Origin of the sequence: Paraburkholderia edwinii (assembly GCF_019428685.1) — a bacterium.
GTDB classification, from domain to species: Bacteria; Pseudomonadota; Gammaproteobacteria; order Burkholderiales; family Burkholderiaceae; genus Paraburkholderia; species Paraburkholderia edwinii.
Genome location: NZ_CP080095.1, coordinates 475,151 through 496,259, shown reverse-complemented (window position 1 = coordinate 496,259; position 21,109 = coordinate 475,151). Strand labels below are relative to the sequence as shown.

Genomic DNA, 21,109 nt, shown 5'->3' with positions numbered 1-21,109 from the left:
ACTGCCGATATCACAGTCAAATCGTTCAGGAAGCCCATCGTGAAAGTCGATTCCAGCACCAACCCGAATCTGACGCCGCTTAACAACGGCGTGCAGCGCAGCCAGCAGGGCGAACCCGCTGCTGCCGGCGCGAACACGGCGCGTACGCCGGTCTCGAGCGGCGGCGGCGCGGCCGCTGACGTCAGCCTGTCGGCGCTCGCGGGCCATCTGCAGAGCCTCGCGGTGTCAGGCTCGCACGATATCGATACCGGGCATGTCGAGTCGATCAAGCAGGCGATCCGCGATGGCTCGCTGAAGATCGATGCGTCGAAGATTGCCGATGGCGTGCTCGAAACCGCACGCAGCCTGCTGCAAGGCAACCGGCCGTCGTCCGACAGCTGAGCGTCCGAACGTTCTTCTCAGGGCGCGCTCACTGGCGGACGCATGTAGAAACCTGCGTCGCCTGCGTCAGCGGGCGGATTAACGTTTGAGTGAGAGATGAAAGACGCCCTGCTTGACACCATCATCGACGAATACGCGACGGTCGAAGCTTTTGCCTCCTTGCTCGCCGTCGAACAGAAAGCGCTGACCACCGCGTACCCGGGCGAAATCCTGAAGCCGATCGTCGAGCAGAAATCCTCGATGGCCGACAAGCTCGCGATGCTCGAGCGCACGCGCGAAGGACATCTGCGCGAGCGCGGCCTGCCGGCCGGCAAGCGCGGCATGGATCTCGCCGCGGCCAAGGATGCGCGCCTGAACGAACAGTGGAGCCTGCTGCAGAAATCGGCGGAACGCGCCCGCAGGCTCAACTTCAACAACGGCCTGATGATCCGCACGCGCATGGACTACAACCGCCGCATTCTGGCGGTGCTGCGCGGCACCCCTGAGAAAGCATCGTCGTTTTACGGCCCGGACGGCAAAGTACCGATGTATTCGGGGCTGTAAACGACCTGCGGCGCGGTCACCGTCGCAATCGTGGCCGCGCCTGCTGCGCCTTCTTCAAGAGCGATAAACCCGCGAAAAATTTATACCCCACGATCTCATCGTAGGGTATAAATTCCCGGCAAACCCTTGCCAGACGGGACTCCCCTTTTCAGCTCTCCTCAGCCGCCCACGCCATTTCGCGCAAGCGCGCGCGCAGCCGCGCGACCGCCTGGCTATGCAGCTGGCACACGCGCGACTCGCTCACTTCGATCACGGCGCCGATCTCGCGCAGGTTCATGCCGCGCTCGTAGTACAGCGACATCAGCAGCTTTTCGCGCTCCGGCAGCCGCTCGATCGCTTCGATCAGCGCGCCGCGCAGGCTCTCGTCGAGCAGCGCCGACAGCGGGTCCGAGTGATCGACGCAATAGCGGTCGAGGAACGGTTCGTCGTCGGCGGAGCGGTCGAAGTCTTCGTAGTAGATGAGCTGGCTGCCATGCAGGTCCTGCAGCATCGCCTGATATTCGTCGAGCGGCATCTTCAGGTGCAGCGCGATTTCGGCTTCGCTCGCGGCACGGCCGAGCTGCTGCTCGACCTGGTGCACCGCCATCTCGAGTTCGCGCGACGTGCGCCGCACGCTGCGCGGCAGCCAGTCGTTGCTGCGCAGCTCGTCGAGCATCGCGCCACGAATGCGCTGGCTCGCATAGGTTTCGAACTGCGCGCCCTGATCTTCCTTGTAGCGGCTTGCGGCGTCGAGCAGGCCGATCATGCCGGCCTGAATCAGATCGTCGAGGTCCACGCTCGCCGGCATCTTTGCCACCAGCTGCAGACCGAGCCGCCGGACCAGCGGCGTGTATTTCGTCAGAACGTCGGCCTGAGAAATCTTTCCTTGAGCGTTGTACATCGAGCTCCCCTTGTCCGCTGCCTGTCAGGCGTGTTGTGCGGACGGTTGTTCGGCGTGTGACGCCGTCGTGACTGCCGCGCTCGCCGACCACGGCGCGCGCGATGACATCGCTGGCCGCATCGGCCAGTACTGCAGTTCCGCGGCAAGGTGCCGGAAGTCGCGCGCGGCAGGTGTCGAAGGGAAGGCTTCGACGATGCAGCGCGACAGTTCCGCAGAGCGCGTCATCAGCGGGTCGGCCGCGACGCAGCCGGCGCCTTCGAGCGACACGGTCAGATAACGCCCCGCGACAGCCGCGAGGTTGTCGAGCGCGAGCTGCGCATCGGCGACGCTGTGCACGTGATTCACGAGCACGCGGAATTGCGCGATCGCGTACGCGTAGTGCAGGCGCTTCATGCACGCGTACGTATCGGTGATCGCCTGCGCGGCGACGCGCGTGACCATCATCAGGTCGTGCGCCTGCAGCGCGAGGTCCGACAGCATGCCGTCGCGCTCGAACTGCACGTCGATCAGCACGACGTCGGCCGTGCTGTCGAACACCGCGGCCAGTTGCGAGGGCTTGCACATGTCGCGATGGCTGCGCGGGGCGGCCAGCACGGCAAAGCCCGCGCTGTGGCGATCGGTTGCCGCATCGAGCGACATCTCGCCGCGCGTAAACGCGACGAAGCGTTCAGCCGCCGCGCCGTCGGGCCGCGCGACGATCGCGTGCGGTTGGCCCGCGTGCTCGTCGACGACGAGCACATCCTTGCCCTGCGCCGCGAGCGCCGCCGCGAGATTCACGACCGTCGTCGAACAGCCGACGCCGGCCGTGCCGCCGGTCACGGCGATCGCGCGCGAACCGTGGCGTGCGAGCAGGCGCCGCAGTCCTTCTGCCTGATCGGACACGAACTTAGCCAAACCGGACCTCATGCTGCTCGGCAGTCGAGCGTGCGGACAGCGCGGAGAGCAGACCCGGGACGTCGTCTTCCTGCGGGACGAACGGCGAATGGTCGCGCGGGATGCAGAACGCGCTGCGAACGAGGAATTTCTTGGTCGCGACGTAGAGGTTTTCCGGCACCTTCTGGCCGGTCGAAACGTAGTGGACGGGCAGTCGATAACGCAGCACCGCGTCGAGCGTGCTGCCGAGATTCGTTGCTTCGTCGAGCTTGGTCAGAATGCAGCCGGCGAGCGGCTGTTTGTCCGGCGCGCTCTGATAGGCCTGCACGACTTCGTTGAGCGTGTCGCCGTGGCAGGTTGCGTTCAGCAGCAGCAGACGCTGCACCGGCTGGCCCGCGCGGCTCAACATCGCGATCTGGTCCGACACGAGGCGGTCGCGCTGGCTCATGCCGATCGTGTCGATCAGCACGATGTGCTTGTTGCGCAGCTCGGACAGCGCGAGCTGCAGGTCGGCGCCATCCTTCACCGCATGCACCGACACGCCGAGAATCTTGCCGAAGATGCGCAGCTGTTCGTGGCCGCCGATCCGGTAGCTATCGGTGGTCAGCAGCGCGACCTTGCTTGCGCCGTAGCGCATCACGCAACGCGCGGCGAGCTTGGCGGTCGTCGTGGTCTTGCCGACGCCCGTCGGGCCCATCAGCGCGAACACGCCGCCGCGCTCCATCAGCGCGTCTTCGTTTTCCATCACCGGCAGGTTCGACTCGAGCACCGACTTCACCCACTCCATGCCCGCGTCGAAGTTTTCGACTTCGGGCAGGTTGTCGATCATCATCCGCACGAGCTGCGCGGAGAAGCCGGCCGCGAACAGGTGCCGCGTGAGCGCCGACTGCACCGGGTTGCGGCGCTGGCCGTCAGCCCACAGCAGGCCGGCGAAGTGCTCTTCCATCATTCCGCGCAGCGAGGCGAGCTCGTTCATCACCGTTTCGTTGACGATCTGCGACATGCGCGCGTTGATCGCGTCGGTGACGGCGGCGGTCACGTGCCCCGGCAGTCCGGACGACGTCGCTACGCGCTGCGTGGCGCGGCGCGCGGCGAGCTGCGCCGCTTCGCGCGCCCAGTCCGGCGCCTCGTTCGTCAGCGTCGGGATCGCGTCGAGCGCCCCACCGTGCGGATCGTCGCGGCGCGCGGCGGACGCCGACATGGACGCCGGCATATCGGCCGGCGTGCCGAGGCCCTTCGCTGCGGCGGCGGCAGGCGTGAGCGGCGGCTGTTTGGAGCTGTAATCGCCGGGCTGGCTATCGCGCTTCGCGGCGATCTCCTGCGCGTGATCGATGAGCCACGGATTCGTTTCGGCCATCGTCGGGCGCGGCGCTGGTGCAGGGTGCCGCTCCACCGGCTTCATGATCGATGCCGCGGGCACGGCCGTCTTCGTGACCAGCGCCGGTTCGCTCTTTTCGATACGCGGCCGCACCAGTTCGACTTCGGGCGCGATCAGCGCGGCCACGGTCTTCGCTTCGGGCATGCCCGGTTCGCCGTCGGCGCCGGCTTCGGGGCTTGCGCCGAATACCGACGAAAACACATCGGGCAGACCGCTCGCATACGGATTCGCAAACCCGGAGACGGCACCGGCACGCGCCGCGCCTTCGCCGGCTGCGCCGCCGAGGGCCGCCGCGGCGCTCTTGCCCGCGGCCGGCGCGATCGACGCCAGTTCGCTGTCGGCGAGCGCGACGATCTCGACGCTGCCGTCGGCGAGCGACCGGTTCGATAACACGACCGCATCGGCGCCGAGCGCTTCGCGAACGAGGCGCAATGCGTCGCGGCTCGTGGCGCCGGTGAATTTACGGATGTTCAAGCTTGACCCCCGATGAGGTTAACGACCTTGATGTTTCTTGTGTCCGGCACTTCCGCGTACGAAAGCACCTTCAGTTGCGGCAGGCTGCGGCGCAGGAAGCGCGCGAGCATGGCGCGTAACGCGTGCTGCACGAGCAGCACGGGTGCATAGCCAAAGCTTTGGTGGCGAGTCATCGCCCGTTGTGTTTCGGTAAGCAGCGTCTGCGCGAGGCCCGGCTCGAGACCCGGGTTCGGACCAGTCGTCAGCGCCTGCGCGAGCACGCGCTCGAGATTCGAATCGAGGCCCATCACCTGCATGTCGCCGACGCCCGGGAACCATTGCTGCGTGATCGCGCGGCCGAGCGCGAGGCGCACGATAGCCGTGAGGTCGTGCGCATCGCTGACCTTCGGCGTGTGCTCGGCGATCGCTTCGAGAATCGTGCGCATATCGCGGATCGGCACGCCTTCCTCGAGCAGGTTTTGCAGCGTCTTTTGCAGCGTCGTGATCGATACCAGCTTCGGCACCAGCTCTTCGACGAGCGATGGCGAATTCTTCGTGGTCCGTTCGAGCAGCGCCTGTACTTCCTGGCGGCCGAGCAGTTCGGACGCGTGCATCACCACCAGATGGTTCAGGTGCGTGGCGACCACCGTGCTCGAGTCGACCACCGTGTAGCCGTACACCTGCGCCTGCTCGCGCAGATTCGTGTCGATCCAGACGGCCGGCAGGCCGAACGCCGGATCGGTGGTCGGCGTGCCCGGCAACGCGGCGCTCACCTGGCCTGGGTTGATCGCGAGCCACTGGCCCGGATACGCTTCGCCGATGCCGATCTCGACGCCCTTCAAGGTGATGCGATAGCCGTTCGGCCGCAGTTCGAGGTTGTCGCGGATATGAATGACGGGCGGCAGAAAACCGATTTCCTGCGCGAACTTCTTGCGGATACTCTTGATCCGCTTGAGCAATTCGCCGTCCGAGTTGCGGTCGACCAGCGGAATCAGCCGGTAGCCGACTTCGAGTCCGAGCGTGTCGATCATCGTCACGTCGTCCCAGCTCGCCTCGGTGTTTTCCGGCGCGGTCAGCGTCGCGGGCGACGCCTCGACCAGCGCCGAGGCCGTCTTGCGCCGCTCGGCGCGCTTCTTCATGACACGGCCGAGCTGGATCGCGCCGCCGCCGAGCGCCAGAAACGCGAGGTGCGGCATGTCCGGAATCAGGCCCATCAGCACGAGGATCGAGCCCGTGATCATCAGCACGCGCGGGTTCGAGAACAGCTGCGAGGTGAGCTGCGTGCCGATGTCTTCGTTGGTCGCGACGCGCGACACGATCACGCCGGCCGCCGTCGAAATGACGAGCGACGGGATCTGCGCGACGAGACCGTCGCCGATCGTGAGCAGCGTGTAGTTCGTGCCCGCGTCCGCGAAGCTCATGCCGTGTTGCGCGACCCCGACGATAAACCCGCCGAGGATGTTGATCACCATGATCAGCAGGCCCGCGACCGCGTCGCCGCGCACGAACTTGCTCGCGCCGTCCATCGAACCGTAGAACTCGGCTTCCTGCGAGATCTCGGTGCGGCGCTTTCTTGCCTGCTCTTCGTTGATCATGCCGGCGTTCAGATCGGCGTCGATCGCCATCTGCTTGCCGGGCATCGCATCGAGCGTGAAGCGCGCGGACACTTCGGCGATCCGCCCCGCGCCCTTCGTGATGACCATGAAGTTGATCACCATCAGGATCACGAACACGACGATACCGACCGCGAAGTTGCCGCCCACGAGGAAGTGGCCAAACGCTTCGATCACCTTGCCGGCCGCATCCGGGCCCGTATGGCCTTCGAGCAGCACGATCCGCGTCGAAGCGACGTTCAGCGACAGGCGCAGCAGCGTGGAGAACAGCAGCACGCTCGGGAACGCGGCAAAGTCGAGCGGCTTCATCGTGTACATGCTGACCAGCAGCACCATCACGGAAAGCGCGATATTGAAGGTGAACAGCAGATCCAGCAGGAACGGCGGCAACGGCAGAATCATCATGCCGAGGATCATGCAGATCAGGATCGGCCCGGCGAGCGCACGCAGGTTCGCGCCCTGCAGCACGTCAGGGCGGCGCGACAGGAAGCCGGCGCGGGGCGGCGTGCTCATGCGCGGCCTCCGTCATTGCGCGAACTGCTGTTGCCACCGTTGTTGCCACGGCCGTTGCCGCGGGCTTGCGGATCGATTTCTTCCACGTCTTCGATATCTTCGATGTCGTCGTCTTCGTCAGCGGCCGGGCCGCGCTTGTCGAGTTCGGCCGGCACGTCGAGGTCGCTCGGCCGCACGGGCACCGCGCCGCCGTGCGTATTGAAGCGGCGCAGTTGATACACCCACGCGAGCACTTCGGCGACCGCGCCGTACAGCACGCCCGGCACTTCGGCGTCGAGGCGCACGTTGTAATAGAGCGCGCGCGCCAGCGGCGGCGCTTCGAGCAACGGCACGTTGTTCTCGGTCGCGAGATCGCGAATGCGCGCCGCGACCAGGTTCACGCCCTTGGCGACCACCTTCGGCGCACGCATCTTGCCGTCCGTGTATTGCAGCGCGACCGCGAAGTGCGTCGGGTTCGTCACGACCACGTCGGCCTTCGGCACGTGCTGCATCATCCGGCGCCGTGCGGCCGCGCGCTGTTGCGCGCGAATGCGGCCCTTCACGTGCGGGTCACCTTCGTTTTCGCGGTGCTCGCGCTTGACCTCTTCCTTGGTCATGCGCAGCTTCTTTTCGTATTGCCAGATCTGGTACGGCACATCGAGCGCGGCGATCAGGAACATGCCCGCGACCGTCATCGCGCAGCACACCGCGATCAGATGGCCGGTGCTCGCGAGCGCAACCGCCATCGGCTGCGTGACGAGCGCGAGCACGTCGTCCTTGTGATTCCAGACCGCGAGCGTGCCGATCACGCCGACCACGAGCGTCTTCGCGAGCGCCATGCCGAGCTGCAGCACGCCGTTCGGCGAAAAGATGCGGCCGAGGCCCGAGATCGGATTGAGCTTGTTCCACTTCGGCTCGAGCGATTTCGACGACAGCAGCCAGCCGCCCAGCGCGATCGGCGCGACCAGCGCTGCGACGCCGGTCAGAAACAGCAGCGGCGCCAGCGCCTTCAGCCCTTCCATGCTGGCAGCGCCCGCGCCAATCAGCGCCCGGCGCGTTTCGAAGACGGTGGCGTGGTCGAACGTGAGCGAACTGCGCAGCATGCCTTCCAGATGACCGCCGATCTGGCCGGACAGGCCCCAGGCGCCGAAGAAGCCCGCCGACAGCAGCGCGAACGACACGAGCTCGCGCGAGCGCGCGACCTGCCCTTCCTCCCGCGCCTTCTGACGGCGACGGGGGGTGGCTGATTCGGTCTTTTCGAGGTCGCTGTCCTCTGCCACGGGGCTCTCCAGGCGGTCACGGCATCCATTGCCGGTTTTCCGGGTGAGAGCGATTATTCCCGTAGACGTAAAGGGCTGATCGACGGATAAAGGGCGTTAAACGGGGGTATTTCGCCGGATGGAAGAGGCGGCCGGGCGGCAGCCCGGCAGTGGCGCGCCAGCGGCCCCGGGGAGGGGCCGCTATTTCGTGGTTCGCGAAGGCGTGGGTCTAGAACGCGATAAACGGAGCCTGGCCGCCGGACGCGCGCAGATCGAGTCCGTGGTACACGGTCCGGCCGAAATAGAACGGCAGGCCGAGGTCGAGCGTCCCGTTGGCGGCCGCGCCGGTCAGGTTGGGCAGCGCGAAGTTGCCGCTGTTAAAGAGATTGTTTGCGTTATCCGCGAAGAACGTCACCGCCAGGGCGGTCGTGCTCTCGCCCTGCAGCGTCGCGCTCAGCGTCTGCTTGCTGGTCGGGCAGTAGAAGTCCGGCGCATTACTGCCGCACGCCGTGAGCGCCGGGCCGAAGAACATACCGTTCGAGCCGGTGTCGAGGAACGCGTCGACGTTGGTCAAGCCGCTGAACGTGCTGTGCAGCAGGTCGCCCGCCTGGCTGGATGCGATCGTTGTCACCGTGCCCGGCATCGCATTGTTCGCCTGCGTGTTGATGCCGAAGGTCACGAGGCCCGTCGCCGTCTTCGAGCCGCCGTCCGGCACAGTCGGGAACTGGACGATCACGCCGTTGTTGTCGCTCGCGAAACGCGCCACCGGGTTCGTGACCTGCTGCGCCACGCCGGCCGGCACGCGCGTGCAATTGGCCGTGGTCGTGTTCGGCGGGCAGGAAAAGTACGTGCTCGGATTGGACGCCGACATCGCTGCCCCGCACGCCGTGCCGCAGTCGGTGATCGCGACACCGATGCCGAGAATGCCGTTCGCATTGAGCGTACCGGCTGTCTCTTCGGCACCCGACAGCGGCACACGGTCCGTACAGTTGTCGCTCGGAATCGTCGCGTCCGGAAGATCGCCGACCACCTGAATCGGAATACCGCTCGCGGTCTCGCCGCCGATACGAACGTCGGCCGTGCGGATCGTCCCCCACGTGAAGCTCTGCGCGAAGAGCGCGCACTGCGCGAGCGTGCCGGAACCGGACGGCAGCGTCGGCAGGCTGGCCGCCGTCGAACCGAGCGATGAGTTCAGCACGCGCAGGCCGAAGGACTTCGTATCGAGCAGCACGTTGTTGATGGTCTGGCATGCGCTTGCCGAACCGGGCGCGCAGACGGTGACGGTCACGGTCGGGATATTGGCGATACCCGACACGCCCTGATTGATCACCGCGGACACCTGATTCCCTCCGGCGGGCACTGGGCTCGACGGCGAATTCTGACTGGTGTTGTTGTCGCTGCTGCCGCCGCCTCCGCCGCAACCGGCGACGATCAGCGTTACGGCAAGCGCAGCGGCGGCGGCTTTCAGCCAGGCCGTCATTCTGGTTGTTCGTTGCACGAGGATTCTCCAGTCGTCGGTCGGTTAGCGGATATCGTTACCGGTTACACCGGCCGGCATCAGCGCGGGCAGATACCCGCAGCCGACGTAATGCCCCATATGGCCGCCCGCATTGACGACAAGGCCGCCGTGCTCGACCGTCGCCGGTCCGCGCGCGACACCGCGTGTCGCCTGGGCGGCACGCGCACCCTCCACGTATTGCTGGTAATAGTCGCTGCCGAAGATGTCGGTGATGTTCGGATAGGCCGGGCCGTTCCAGCACGCGGCGAACACATCGCCGTTCGCGCTCACGTATTCGCGTACGACGGTGCCGGTTGCAAGCGTGGTCGAGCGCACCGTGTAGGACGCTGCGCCCGACGCGCCAGACGAAGACGCCGGCGCGGTGCCCGATGCGCCCGAGGTAATGGCATTGCGCATCGTCGCCATGGTCGATGAACCTGAACTGCCCGACGTGGCCGGTGTGGCCGAAGAACTCGATGTGGTAACGCTCGCGCCTTGCGGCGTCGCCATCGGACTACCGCCCAACGCCGCCTTCGCGATCGGCGCGGCAGCCAGCATGCCGGCCGCGCAAAATGCGGCAGCGGCGTGCGCGAAAACGTGACGCCGCGACTGGTTTGATTCGAACATCAGCACCCTCCCCCATGAAGACCGCGCTCGCCATGCGAGTCGCATACGGCCCGAACCCGGTTTGCATATTCGGCGATACATGTGACACGCAATAACACGCGACCGCCACGTGCCCTTTCAGATCCGTATTCCTAATTACGCCGACCGCTTTTCGGTAACCTGACTGGCGAGCGCCCGACAGCGGTCCGCAAGCTTGATGCCCGTTGTTAAGAACATTGAAGGATCCCGCGTTGCGTAATGGCTAGTATGCCTGCGGATACGATGGTGGGACAGATTCCGCGGCCGCATAAACGCGCACTTCCGGCAGCCGCGAAGTCTTCAGGGTTGACAGCAGGATGATGAGGAAGGAATCCGCCTCAGAAACCGAGGCTCGCGAGCAGATCGTCGACCTGCGACTGATCCTGCATCACGTCGGCCTTGCCTTCCGGGTTGATCTGCGGACCGTTGAGCAGACCCTCGGGGCTGCCCGTCGACGACACTTCCGCGACGAGCGCGGCGGCCGTGGCCGCGAACTGCTCGCGCCGCTCCGGTGCGATGTTCTCGACCAGCACGCCGAGCAGTTGCTGCTCGATCACGTAGACGATTTCGGTGATCTTCTTGATCACCTGGCCGGTCAGATCCTGGAAATCCTGCGCGAGCATGATCTCGAGCAGTTGCTGGTTGGTCGCCGCCGTCGCGTCGGGCAGCTTGCCGAGAAACGCGTGCGTGTCGTCCATCAGCGTGCGCACTTCGTCGCGCTCGAGCGGCGCCGCGTACCACTGCGCCCAGCGCGCATCGAGCTTGCCCGCGTCCTGCTGCAGCTGCTCCTGGATCGGCTTGGCGACTTCGATCGCGGTCAGCACCTTTTCGGCGGCCTGCTCCGTCATCGTCGCGACATATTTCAGACGGTCGCGTGCGTCCGGCACGGCTTCCGCGGCACGCTCGACATGCTTGTCGATGCCGAGCTCGCGCATCGAATCGCGCAGCGTGCGTGTCAACTGGCCGATCCGGGCGAGAATCCGGTCGGTGGTGTGATCGCTGTCGTCGCGCGCGACCGCGTCCTGCGCGTTGGTCGGCTGGTTCACATTAGCCCCCGGTTTTGCCCATCTTTTCAAGAATCTTGTTGAGCTTCTCGTCGAGGGTCGCCGCGGTGAACGGTTTCACGACATAGCCGCTCGCGCCCGCCTGAGCCGCCGCGATGATGTTTTCCTTTTTCGATTCGGCGGTCACCATCAGCACCGGCAGGTGCGTCAAGCTCGCGTCGGCGCGAATTTCCTTCAGCATCGCGAGGCCGTCGAGGTTCGGCATGTTCCAGTCCGAGATCACGAACTCGTAGCTGCCGCCGCGCAGCCGGGCGAGACCTGCCGCGCCGTCTTCCGCTTCGTCGACGTTCGAGTAGCCGAGCTCCTTCAGCAGGTTGCGGACAATCCGGCGCATCGTCGGAAAGTCGTCCACCACCAGAATTTTCATTCCCTTGTCCATCTGATTCCCCTCAATTACCTGATCTAGCCGGGTGGCCTGCTGCCGCCCGTTCGTCATTCAGTTCCCAGTCCGCGCTTCGGTCCCATGCGACAAAACCGCAGCGAGCCGCATCGATATGCCGTATAGAACGGTTATCGGCCGCACCGCGGTTACTCTGTAACCCAGGTGACCCGCACAAGACCCCGCCGCCGCGCGCTCGCGTTTGCAAGCGCGCCGCGACCGGCATGATTACACACGCTGCACCCGTTCGCCCATTGCATTGAGTCGCGCCATCACGCGGCGGCTCATATCGGCAAGCGGGGAAATGTCGTCGGCAGCGCCCATCGCGATCGCTTCGCGCGGCATGCCGAACACGATGCAGCTCGCCTCGTCCTGCGCGAGCGTATAGGCGCCCGCGCGGCGCATGTCGAGCAGACCCGCGGCACCGTCGCGGCCCATGCCGGTCAGGATCACGCCGATCGCGTTCTTGCCCGCATGCTGCGCGGCCGAGCGAAACAGCACGTCGACCGACGGTCGGTGCCGGTTCACCGGCGGCTCGTCGGACAGGTGCGCAATATAGTTCGCGCCGCTGCGTGCGAGCAGCAAGTGCGCATGGCCCGGCGCGATATACGCGTGGCCCGGCAGCACGCGCTCGCCGTGCTCCGCTTCTTTCACCGTAATGCGGCACAGTCCGTTCAGACGCTGCGCGAACGACTTCGTAAAGCCCGGCGGCATATGCTGCGCGATCAGCACGGCTGGCGCATCGGGCGGCAGCGGCACGAGCACTTCGCGAATCGCTTCGGTGCCGCCCGTCGACGCGCCGACGATGATCAGCTTTTCGGTCGACACGAGCGGATTGTTGAAGAGCGGCGCGTGCGCGGCTGCAGCCGCGGCCGGATGCGCACCGCCCGCTGCCGGATGCGCGGCCGGCGCCGCCTGCCGCACGCGCGCGCGGGCTGCCGCGCGCACCTTGTCGGCGAGCTTCTCCGAGTACTCGAGCATCCCGTCGCGGATGCCGACGCGCGGCTTCGTCACGAAATCGACGGCACCCAGTTCGAGCGCGCGCAACGTGATTTCCGAGCCGCGCTCGGTCAGCGACGACACCATCACGACCGGCATCGGCCGCAGGCGCATCAGCTTCTCGAGGAAGTCGAGGCCGTCCATGCGCGGCATTTCGACGTCGAGCGTCAGCACGTCCGGGTTGTGCTGCTTGATCAGCTCGCGCGCGACGAGCGGATCGGGCGCGGTCGCCACCACTTCCATATCCGGCTGGCCGTTGATGATCTCGGTCATCAGGCTGCGGATCAGCGCCGAATCATCGACGCACAGTACCTTGATCTTTTGCACAGTTGCTACGCCTCCTCTGCGGTCCGCGCATTTTTGGAATCGTTCTCGCGGCCGCCCGCGTTGAACAGCTCGATACGTGGCTTCGTTGCGCCACCGGCTGCGGCGCCCGCTGCCGGGCTGCCCGCACGCGGCGCGCTGCCGCCAGCCTTTCCGGCGCTGAACAGCTCGACACGCGCGCGCGCTTTCGCCAGGCGTTCGGCGCGCTGCTCGGCGGTCTGCCGGGCCAGCACGCGTTCGCGCTCCGCCACATCCGGGTCCTGCTGCAACCCGAGTTTTTTCACCATGACCTGGCCGGTACGCGGCAGAAACGCGACTTTGCGCGGATGCGCGCCCTGCAGGTCCTCGGCAAGGATGCGGATCTTTTCGAGCGCCAGATAACGGCGCACGAATTCCGAGTTGCGATCGCCGATGTTCATCGTCGTCATGCCCGCGAGCACCGCGGCGCCGCCGAACACTTTCGCTTCGAACCGCTCGCGGCGCCCGCCAGCCTTGATCAGCTCGTTGATCAGCACTTCCATCGCGTACGCGCCGTAGCGCATCGCGTCGGAGGCGGCCTGCACGACTTCGGCGCCGTCGTCGGGCAGCATGAAGTGATTCATCCCGCCAATGCCCGCGGTGCGGTCCTGAATGCAGGCGGCGACGCACGAACCGAGCACGGTGACGAGCACCATGTCTTCGTTCGTCGTATAGAACTCGTTCGGCAACAGCTTCACGCCGGGGCGCTTGAAGTGGTTGTCGTAGTAGAGATTGTTCGCGATCGGCAATGCGGCGCTCATGCACTCACCTCATTCATCGCGCCGGGCGTGCGCGCGGGAGCCGGCGCGGCGCCGCTGTCGCGCGTCAGCTCGTAGACGGTCTGGCCTTTGAGGCGGAACGCCTGCGTCACATAGGTGAAGTTTTCCGAGTGACCGGCGAACAGCAGGCCGCGCGGCTTGACGAGCGGTTCGAAGCGCGCGAGCACCTGCGATTGCGTCGGCTTGTCGAAATAGATCATCACGTTGCGGCAAAAGATCGCATCGAACGGATTGCGCAAGCCGTAATCGCGATCGGTCAGGTTGATCCGCTCGAAACGGATCATCGCGCGCAGTTCGGGCCGTACCTTGACGAGCCCCGCATGCGCACCGGTGCCGCGCAGGAAAAAGCGCTTCAACCGCTCCGGCGACAGATGCCGCACCTGCTCGTACTGATAGACGCCCGCATCGCATTTCGCGAGCACTTGCGTGTCGATGTCGGTCGCGAGCACGGTTGCGTGACGCGCGGCCGATTCGCCGAGCGCTTCGACGAGCGTCATCGCGATCGAATACGGCTCTTCACCGGTCGAGGCCGCCGAGCACCAGACCGACACCGGCTGCTGGCGCTTCTTCACGAACTCCGCGAGGATCGGAAAGTGATGCGCTTCGCGGAAGAACGCGGTCAGGTTCGTCGTCAGCGCGTTGGTGAACGCCTCCCATTCGGCCGGATCGTCGTTCGCTTCGAGCTGGTCGAGGTAGTCGCGGAAGCTATCGAGGCCGAGCGTGCGCAAACGGCGCGCAAGCCGGCTATACGCCATATCGCGTTTGTGATCGGACAGCGAAATGCCCGCGCGGCGATAGATCAGCTCGCGAATGCGCGTGAAGTCGGCCGACGTGAATTCGAAGTCGCGGCCCGGCTCGCCGGCGCGCGGTGCGTCGGCGCGGCCGCCGCGTTGCGTTGCGCGCGTGTCGCTCATTGGATTCCCCGATTGCGCGCTGCGTGTGTGCCACGGGCGTGCGCCGGCAACGGACGGCCTCGCCCCACCGCGCTGACAAAGCGCGCTGTGCCGTGTCGCCCGATTGCGGGCGCGAAGCCGTGCCACTGCATGTTTGCGTCAATCCTTCTAGAACGTTTCCCAGTCTGCGTCGGAGCCTGCACTTGCCGTCGTCGAAACTGCCGGGGCCGTTGCCGTTGCCTTGACAGCGGCTGCGGCACGCATAGCCGGCCGCTTCAGCACCGGCTCGCGGCGGGCAGCCGGTACATCGCCGCGCGCCGGTGCGGCTGGCTTTGCGGTGTCGTGCTTTGCTGCATCCTGCTTCGGCGCCGTGGTTTCCGCGGCTTCCGCGCCGACGCCAGCGCCGCCGCTTGAACCGATGTATGCGGGCATCACGGACTTCGTTGCGGACGCAACGAGTCGCGCCTGAACCGCGGGCGCCGCCGACTGCGGGCGAACAGCCGTGCGCGACAGCGGCGCCGCAAAGCTTCCGAAATCCGGTGAGCCGTTGGCCGACACGCGCCAACCGCCGACCACGCCACGCAACTGCCGCGTCTGTTCTTCGAGCGACGCGGCCGCGGCGGCGGCCTGTTCGACGAGCGCCGCGTTCTGTTGCGTCACGTCGTCCATCTGGCTGACCGCGCGATTGACCTGCTCGATGCCGCCCGACTGCTCTTCCGACGCCGCGCTGATCTCGCCCATGATGTCGGTCACGCGCCGCACGGCCTGCAGGATCTCTTCCATCGTGGTGCCCGCGCGGCCGACGAGTTCCGAGCCGCCCTGCACCTTCGCGGCCGAGTCGCCGATCATCTCCTTGATTTCCTTCGCCGCGCTCGCGCTGCGCTGCGCGAGGCTGCGCACTTCGCCGGCCACGACCGCGAAGCCGCGGCCCTGCTCGCCCGCGCGCGCCGCTTCGACGGCCGCGTTCAGCGCGAGGATGTTGGTCTGGAACGCGATGCCTTCGATCACGCCGATGATGTCGACGACCTTGTTCGAGCTGGCCGCGATTTCGCGCATCGTCACGACCACTTCGCTGACCACTTCGCCGCCGCGTGTCGCGATTTCGGACGCGTTGACGGCAAGCTGGCTCGCCTGCCGCGCGTTTTCGGCGTTCTGCTTCACGGTGCCGGTCAGCTGTTCCATGCTCGACGCGGTTTCCTGCAGCGAAGCGGCCTGCTGCTCGGTGCGCTGCGACAGGTCCGTATTGCCCATCGCAATTTCGCGCGCGCCCGTATCGATCGACTCGGTGCTCGAATGCACCGATTTCACGAGCGTGACCACGCCGTCCTGCATCTTGCGGATCGCGTCAAACAACCGCCCCATTTCGTTGCGGCTCGTATTGCGCACGGTCTGCGTCAGGTCGCCGGTCGCAATGCGCTCGAAGCATTCGATCGCTTCGTCGAGCGGCTTCGAGATCATGCGGCTCATCACGACGCGCACGACGATCATCATCAGCACCGCAACCGCAATGCCCACTCCGATCAGCACCTTCATGGTCGCGATATATTGCGAGGCGTCCGTCTGCTGCTGGTTCGCACGGTCCTGCAACGCCTTGACGATCGGCGCCGCTGCGTTGTCGAACGCGACGAACATCGGGCTGATCTTCGTATTCGCGATCTTGCGGTACGTGGTCAGGTCGACCTCGCGCAGCGCGGTGATCTCGGGCTCGACGCCTTCGTGCAGCAGTGATGCGCGGCGCGCAACAGCCTCGTCGATCAGCGCCTGATCGATGCCTCCCTTCTGCAGCGACGTAAACGTCTGCCACCCTTCATTCGACTTGTTGAACAGTTCCTGCGCGCGATCGATCGCCACCTTCGCCTGATCAAGCTCACCGTCGCTGAGCAGGCCGCTCGCGCGGTCGAGCGAGACGCGGCCGCGCAGCAGATAGGTCGACGTATCGCTCAATGCGCGCGTGGCCGCCAGATCGCCGTTCGCGATTTCGTCGAGGGCGCCGGTGGCGCGCGTCAGCGAAAAGACGCCGAGCGCGCCGACCGCCACCGTCAGCAGCACGAGCACGGCGCCGACCACGGTCAGCGCCGCGCGGATCGACCATCGGTTCATTTGTCGTTCTCCTGCTCGTCCCGGCCTTTAGAGACTGACCGCCTCGATCAGCTCCATTTCGCGGCTCGTCATCAGCTTTTCGATGTCCATCAGGATCAGCATGCGGCCGTCGACAGTGCCGAGGCCCGTCAGGTACTCGGTCGTCAGCGTCGCGCCGAATTCGGGCGCCGGCATGATCTGATCGGCCGTCAGCGTCAGCACGTCCGACACGCCGTCGACCACCATGCCGACCACGCGATGCGCGACGTTCAGGATGATCACGACCGTCTGGTGGTCGTATTCGACGCGGCCCAGATGGAACTTGATGCGCATATCGACGATCGGCACGATGATGCCGCGCAGGTTGATCACGCCCTTGATGAACTCGGGCGCGTTCGCGATGCGCGTGACGCTGTCGTAGCCGCGGATTTCCTGCACCTTCAGGATATCGATGCCGTATTCCTCGGCGCCGAGCGTGAAGACGAGGAACTCCTGACCGGCGGCGTCGGCCTGCGTTGCACCGCGGCGGCTCACTGCGCCGCCCAGCGCCGGGTTGATCGATTGAATGTCTGCCACGTTAGCCCCCAAAAGGGTTGGGTATGAATGGGTTTATCTAAGGGTCGATTGAGCGGTCGAATCGCCGGTCGCTCAGGCCATCGCGAGCGCGCCGTGCGCGGCGCGCGTCTCGCGGTTCAATGCCGCCACGTCGACAATCAGCGCAACGCTGCCGTCGCCGAGAATCGTCGCGGCGGAAATGCCGTGCACCTTCCGGTAGTTCGTTTCGAGGTTCTTCACGACCACCTGCTGCTGGCCGACCAGTTCGTCGATCAGCATCGCGAAACGACGGCCTTCGGTTTCCATGATCGTGACGATGCCCTGCGTTGGGTCGGTGCGCGCGCCGTCGACGGTGAACACTTCGTGCAGCGCGACGAGCGGCAGATATTCGCCGCGCACGCGCACGACGCGCTCGCCGTTCGCGACCGTGTAAATATCTTCGGCGCGCGGCTGCAACGACTCCATCACGAAGTTCAGCGGCAGGATGAAGATCTCGTTGCCCACCTTGACCGACATGCCGTCGAGAATCGCGAGCGTGAGCGGCAACACGATGCGCGTGGTGCTGCCCTTGCCTGCATGCGACGTGATTTCGACGTGGCCGCCCATCGACTGGATGTTCCGCTTCACGACGTCCATGCCGACGCCGCGGCCCGACACGTCGGTGACCTGTTCGGCGGTCGAGAAGCCAGGCAGGAAGATCAGGTTCCACACTTCCTCGTCGGTCATCGATTCGCTGACCGACATGCCCTGCTTGATCGCCTTCGCGAGAATCTTGTCGCGGCGCAGCCCGGCGCCGTCGTCGCTCACTTCAATGACGATATTGCCGCCGTGATGCGCGGCCGACAGTACGAGCTGACCCGTGCCGTCCTTGCCCGCCGCGCGCCGAGCCTCGACCGTTTCGATGCCGTGATCGAGAGAGTTGCGCACGAGGTGCGTGAGCGGGTCGATGATGCGCTCGATAAGGCTCTTGTCGAGTTCGGTCGCCTGACCGAAGGTGACGAGTTCGACTTCCTTGCCGAGCTTCGCCGCGAGATCGCGCACGAGACGCGGGAAGCGGCTGAAGACGTAGTCCATCGGCATCATGCGGATCGACATCACCGCTTCCTGCAGATCGCGCGCATTGCGCTCGAGCTGCGCCATGCCGTTGTAGAGGCGGTCGTGCAAGGCCGGATCGAACGTGCTCGTGGTTTCCGCGAGCATCGCCTGCGTGATCACGAGTTCGCCGACGAGGTTGATCAGCTGGTCGACCTTCTCGACGCCGACGCGGATCGAGCTGCCCTCGGCACTCGCGGCTGCAGCCGGGCGCGCCTTGCGGTCGCCATCGCCGGATGCGTTGGCTTGCTGCGCGGCGGCGGCCGGTGCTGGTGCTGCGACTGCGGTTGCCGGTGCGGCCGGGGCTGCGGCTGCCGGTGCGGCGGGCGCCGGCGTGGCGCTCGCCGCCGGCGCAGCCGGAACGGCCGCGGTTTGCGCGGCCGGCGCAGCAGCAGGTTGTGCCGCTGCTTGCGGCGCGGCCTCTACCGCTTGCGCGGCCGCAGCGGCCGGCGCACCTGCTGGCGCCTCTTCATCGCCGGCGGGCGCACTGCCGCGGCCGACCGAGATCTGGCTCTCGTCGATCACGAAGCACAACACCGCGACGATGTCGTCGGACGGCACATCGGTTTCGAGCCACAGCGTCAGATCGCTGCCGGTCTTCACCTGTCCGACGATCTGACCGAGGTTGCCCAGCTCTTCAGCGAGCAGCGCCTCGTCCTTCTCACCTACTCCCCGTAGCGTAATTTTCAGATGTGGCCCGGCGGCGTCTGTTGCGCCGCTCGATGCCGGTGCTGCTGTTGCTGGTGTTGCCGATGCTGCCGCGTCGATGCCGTGACGCGCATTCGCTGCGTCGACGGCCTGGTCGATCACGTGTTCGGGCGGCGAGCCCGCGGGCGCCACGGCGGCCGGCGCTGTGGCCGGCGCAATCGTTGGCGCAGCGGACGCCGCGGAAGCAGGCGCGGCAGCTGCCGACGTGTCCGCGCCGAACCGGTTCTCCGCATTGAGCCGCTCGAGCTTCGCGCAGATCGCCGCGGCCACCGCCGCGTCGGGTTCCTGGCTCGCGCGATAGTCGGCGAGCTGCCCGGACAGCACGTCCTTCGTTTCGAGGAACGTGTCGATCATGTCCTTGCGCAGCACGAGTTCGTTGTTGCGCGCGCGGTCGAGCAGCGATTCGAGAATGTGCGTCGTCTCCGTCAGCGCGGTAAAGCCGAACGTCGCGGCGCCGCCCTTGATCGAATGCGCGGCGCGGAAAATCGCAGCGAGATCTTCCGGATCGGGTTGGCCGACGTTCAGATTGAGCAGCAGCTGCTCCATCTGCGCGAGCAGTTCATCCGCTTCGTCGAAGAACGTCTGATAGAACTGTGTGATATCGAGTGTCATGCCTGGTTCACCGCGAATATTTCTGTCTGCTGGGCTCGTGCTGCCGGATTGTCTGGTGCTGCGTGACGGTGCTTCAGGGTTGCATCAGGTTCAAGCGGGCGCATCGAGCGTCGAAACGAGCTCGGTCAACATATCCGGATCGAGCGGTTTCTCGATCCAGCCCGTTGCGCCCGCCGCACGCGCCGCCTCCTTGAATGGTTCGCCGGATTCCGTTGTCAGCAACAGGATCGGCGTCGCCTCGTAGGCCGGGTTCGCGCGCAGCAAGGCGATCAGATCGACACCGGTTTTGCCCGGCATGTGCTGATCGGTCAGCACGAGATCGAACGCCATCGCGAGCGCGTGCTCAAGTCCTTCATCTCCATCTTTGGCGACCGTCACGTCGTAACCGGCGGTCGTCAGCGTCGCGGAGAGAATCTCCCGCATGGCAGCCGAATCGTCGATCGCGAGAATGTGCCTGATCATGAAAACCTCGCTGCGTCTCGAATATTGGGTTTACTTGATCTCTACTGCTGCCGGAGCGGCCGGCGCCGGCTGCGGCGTCGTGATGCCCGGCGCCGCAACGTCCGGCACGACAACACCCGGCGCCCGTACTGCCGGCGCCGCGCCGGCCGCCGTCGCCTGGCCGATCTTCTGCACGAGCGGCGGTGCGAACGACGCGGACCCGCCTGCATCGTCCGACAGCGTGGTGGTCGTCGTGTCGTCCTGGTTCATCTGGTCTTCGGACTTCTTGTTGAGCACGATGATGCTGATGCGCCGGTTCTCCGGATCGAGCGGATCGGCCTTGTTGAGGTTCTGCGTCGACGCGAGGCCGATCACGCGCAGCACCTTCGATTCGTCCATGCCGCCGCCGATCAGCTCGCGACGCGATGCGCTCGCGCGGTCCGCGGACAGCTCCCAGTTGCTGTAGCCTTTCTCGCCGCCCGCGTACGGCACGGCATCGGTGTGGCCCTGCACGACGATGCGGTTCGGCACGTCGTTCAGCGTCTTGCCGATCTCGCGCAGGATGTCGCGCATATACGGCTCGACTTCGTCCTTCGCGGTGGCGAACATCGGTCGCTTCTGCGAATCGACGATCTCGATGCGCAAGCCCTGCAGCGTCGAGTCGATACGGATCTGCTGCTTGAACTGGCGCAGCACCGGGTTCGCCTGGATCGCGGCCATCAGCTTGACTTGCAGGTCGTGCAGGCGCACCTGTTCGCGCCGCTCGAGCTGGCCCTGGCTCAGCGCGGCCGCCTCGTCGTCGTTGTGCGCGACCGAATGCGTGCCGTTGCGCGTCTGGCCGTCGGTCTGGCGCATCACGCCCTGGCGGTCGGTCGATACGTCGCGGCCGCCCGCGCGAATCACGCTCGAATCGGTCGAGCTGCGGTCGCCGCCCCACAAGGTGATTTTCAGCGGCTGGTTGAAGTAGTCGGCAATGCCTTTCAGCTGGACCGTGGAGGCCGAGCTCAACAGCCACATCAGCAGGAAGAACGCCATCATCGCGGTCATGAAGTCCGCGTACGCGAGCTTCCACGCACCGCCGTGGTGTCCGGCTTTTTTCGGCGCGGAGCGTTTGACGACGATCGCGCGATCTTTATCCTTGCTCATTTCGC

19 protein-coding genes are annotated in these 21,109 nt (G+C 65.9%); 2 read left to right on the top strand and 17 right to left on the bottom strand.

Features of this window, described 5'->3' with window-relative positions:
* Positions 1 to 39: 39 nt before the first annotated feature.
* Positions 40 to 381 carry a flagellar biosynthesis anti-sigma factor FlgM gene (gene flgM, locus KZJ38_RS02095; RefSeq protein ID WP_219798576.1) on the top strand — a complete coding sequence of 114 codons (342 nt, stop codon included), beginning with the start codon at positions 40 to 42 and terminating at the stop codon, positions 379 to 381.
* A 96-nt stretch (positions 382 to 477) separates the two neighbouring features.
* On the top strand, positions 478 to 924 hold the full coding sequence (locus tag KZJ38_RS02090; RefSeq protein ID WP_219798575.1) for a flagella synthesis protein FlgN: 447 nt from the start codon (positions 478 to 480) through the stop codon (positions 922 to 924).
* A gap of 148 nt (positions 925 to 1,072) precedes the next feature.
* Here KZJ38_RS02090 and KZJ38_RS02085 read toward each other — a convergent pair whose 3' ends face one another.
* The 17 genes from KZJ38_RS02085 to motB all read right to left on the bottom strand — a co-directional run bounded on the left by KZJ38_RS02085 (position 1,073) and on the right by motB (position 21,104).
* The gene (locus KZJ38_RS02085; protein WP_219798574.1) at positions 1,073 to 1,804 is read right to left on the bottom strand and encodes an RNA polymerase sigma factor FliA; all 732 of its coding nucleotides are present in this window, start codon (positions 1,802 to 1,804) and stop codon (positions 1,073 to 1,075) included.
* A gap of 24 nt (positions 1,805 to 1,828) precedes the next feature.
* Positions 1,829 to 2,698 (bottom strand): MinD/ParA family ATP-binding protein, encoded by an 870-nt coding sequence (locus KZJ38_RS02080; RefSeq protein WP_219798573.1) that lies wholly within the window; start codon positions 2,696 to 2,698, stop codon positions 1,829 to 1,831.
* Positions 2,691 to 4,529: a flagellar biosynthesis GTPase FlhF gene (gene flhF, locus KZJ38_RS02075; protein WP_219798572.1), complete on the bottom strand. Its 1,839-nt coding sequence runs from the start codon at positions 4,527 to 4,529 to the stop codon at positions 2,691 to 2,693. The genes KZJ38_RS02080 and flhF overlap by 8 nt, the downstream gene beginning before the upstream one ends.
* Positions 4,526 to 6,634 carry a flagellar biosynthesis protein FlhA gene (flhA, locus tag KZJ38_RS02070; protein ID WP_219798571.1) on the bottom strand — a complete coding sequence of 703 codons (2,109 nt, stop codon included), beginning with the start codon at positions 6,632 to 6,634 and terminating at the stop codon, positions 4,526 to 4,528. Before flhA ends, flhF begins: the two co-directional genes overlap by 4 nt.
* Positions 6,631 to 7,893 (bottom strand): flagellar biosynthesis protein FlhB, encoded by a 1,263-nt coding sequence (gene flhB, locus KZJ38_RS02065; protein WP_219798570.1) that lies wholly within the window; start codon positions 7,891 to 7,893, stop codon positions 6,631 to 6,633. The genes flhA and flhB overlap by 4 nt, the downstream gene beginning before the upstream one ends.
* A gap of 208 nt (positions 7,894 to 8,101) precedes the next feature.
* On the bottom strand, positions 8,102 to 9,352 hold the full coding sequence (locus tag KZJ38_RS02060; protein ID WP_219798569.1) for a DUF3443 family protein: 1,251 nt from the start codon (positions 9,350 to 9,352) through the stop codon (positions 8,102 to 8,104).
* A 42-nt stretch (positions 9,353 to 9,394) separates the two neighbouring features.
* On the bottom strand, positions 9,395 to 9,997 hold the full coding sequence (locus tag KZJ38_RS02055) for a DUF2844 domain-containing protein (RefSeq protein WP_219798568.1): 603 nt from the start codon (positions 9,995 to 9,997) through the stop codon (positions 9,395 to 9,397).
* 356 nt (positions 9,998 to 10,353) lie between these two features.
* Positions 10,354 to 11,061, bottom strand: coding sequence for a protein phosphatase CheZ (gene cheZ, locus KZJ38_RS02050; RefSeq protein ID WP_075155288.1), 708 nt, complete (start codon positions 11,059 to 11,061; stop codon positions 10,354 to 10,356).
* A gap of 1 nt (position 11,062) precedes the next feature.
* On the bottom strand, positions 11,063 to 11,458 hold the full coding sequence (gene cheY / locus KZJ38_RS02045) for a chemotaxis response regulator CheY (protein WP_219798567.1): 396 nt from the start codon (positions 11,456 to 11,458) through the stop codon (positions 11,063 to 11,065).
* Positions 11,459 to 11,686: 228 nt separating this feature from the next.
* Complete coding sequence (locus KZJ38_RS02040; RefSeq protein ID WP_219798566.1) at positions 11,687 to 12,784, bottom strand: protein-glutamate methylesterase/protein-glutamine glutaminase; 1,098 nt, start codon at positions 12,782 to 12,784, stop codon at positions 11,687 to 11,689.
* A gap of 5 nt (positions 12,785 to 12,789) precedes the next feature.
* Positions 12,790 to 13,560 carry a chemoreceptor glutamine deamidase CheD gene (gene cheD, locus KZJ38_RS02035; protein ID WP_219798565.1) on the bottom strand — a complete coding sequence of 257 codons (771 nt, stop codon included), beginning with the start codon at positions 13,558 to 13,560 and terminating at the stop codon, positions 12,790 to 12,792.
* Positions 13,557 to 14,492: a CheR family methyltransferase gene (locus KZJ38_RS02030; protein WP_219798564.1), complete on the bottom strand. Its 936-nt coding sequence runs from the start codon at positions 14,490 to 14,492 to the stop codon at positions 13,557 to 13,559. The genes cheD and KZJ38_RS02030 overlap by 4 nt, the downstream gene beginning before the upstream one ends.
* 147 nt (positions 14,493 to 14,639) lie before the next feature.
* Entirely contained in the window at positions 14,640 to 16,571 is a 1,932-nt protein-coding gene (locus KZJ38_RS02025; RefSeq protein ID WP_219798563.1) for a methyl-accepting chemotaxis protein, read from the bottom strand.
* Positions 16,572 to 16,598: 27 nt separating this feature from the next.
* A complete protein-coding gene (cheW, locus tag KZJ38_RS02020) occupies positions 16,599 to 17,126 on the bottom strand; it encodes a chemotaxis protein CheW (RefSeq protein WP_219798562.1) in 528 nt (175 codons plus the stop codon).
* A gap of 72 nt (positions 17,127 to 17,198) precedes the next feature.
* Positions 17,199 to 19,517, bottom strand: coding sequence for a chemotaxis protein CheA (cheA, locus tag KZJ38_RS02015; RefSeq protein WP_219798561.1), 2,319 nt, complete (start codon positions 19,515 to 19,517; stop codon positions 17,199 to 17,201).
* A 90-nt stretch (positions 19,518 to 19,607) separates the two neighbouring features.
* On the bottom strand, positions 19,608 to 19,979 hold the full coding sequence (locus tag KZJ38_RS02010) for a response regulator (RefSeq protein ID WP_219798560.1): 372 nt from the start codon (positions 19,977 to 19,979) through the stop codon (positions 19,608 to 19,610).
* A gap of 30 nt (positions 19,980 to 20,009) precedes the next feature.
* Positions 20,010 to 21,104, bottom strand: a complete 1,095-nt coding sequence (gene motB, locus KZJ38_RS02005; RefSeq protein WP_219798559.1) for a flagellar motor protein MotB — start codon at positions 21,102 to 21,104, stop codon at positions 20,010 to 20,012.
* Between the last annotated feature and the right edge of the window lie 5 nt (positions 21,105 to 21,109).

Coding starts and splice junctions, on each gene's coding strand:
- KZJ38_RS02090 (WP_219798575.1), top strand. CDS start 478: ATGAAAGACGCCCTGCTTGACACCATCATCGACGAATACGCGACGGTC.
- KZJ38_RS02085 (WP_219798574.1), bottom strand. CDS start 1,804: ATGTACAACGCTCAAGGAAAGATTTCTCAGGCCGACGTTCTGACGAAA.
- flhA (WP_219798571.1), bottom strand. CDS start 6,634: ATGAGCACGCCGCCCCGCGCCGGCTTCCTGTCGCGCCGCCCTGACGTG.
- KZJ38_RS02060 (WP_219798569.1), bottom strand. CDS start 9,352: ATGACGGCCTGGCTGAAAGCCGCCGCCGCTGCGCTTGCCGTAACGCTG.
- KZJ38_RS02055 (WP_219798568.1), bottom strand. CDS start 9,997: ATGTTCGAATCAAACCAGTCGCGGCGTCACGTTTTCGCGCACGCCGCT.
- cheY (WP_219798567.1), bottom strand. CDS start 11,458: ATGGACAAGGGAATGAAAATTCTGGTGGTGGACGACTTTCCGACGATG.
- cheD (WP_219798565.1), bottom strand. CDS start 13,560: ATGAGCGCCGCATTGCCGATCGCGAACAATCTCTACTACGACAACCAC.
- KZJ38_RS02030 (WP_219798564.1), bottom strand. CDS start 14,492: ATGAGCGACACGCGCGCAACGCAACGCGGCGGCCGCGCCGACGCACCG.
- KZJ38_RS02025 (WP_219798563.1), bottom strand. CDS start 16,571: ATGAACCGATGGTCGATCCGCGCGGCGCTGACCGTGGTCGGCGCCGTG.
- cheA (WP_219798561.1), bottom strand. CDS start 19,517: ATGACACTCGATATCACACAGTTCTATCAGACGTTCTTCGACGAAGCG.
- KZJ38_RS02010 (WP_219798560.1), bottom strand. CDS start 19,979: ATGATCAGGCACATTCTCGCGATCGACGATTCGGCTGCCATGCGGGAG.
- motB (WP_219798559.1), bottom strand. CDS start 21,104: ATGAGCAAGGATAAAGATCGCGCGATCGTCGTCAAACGCTCCGCGCCG.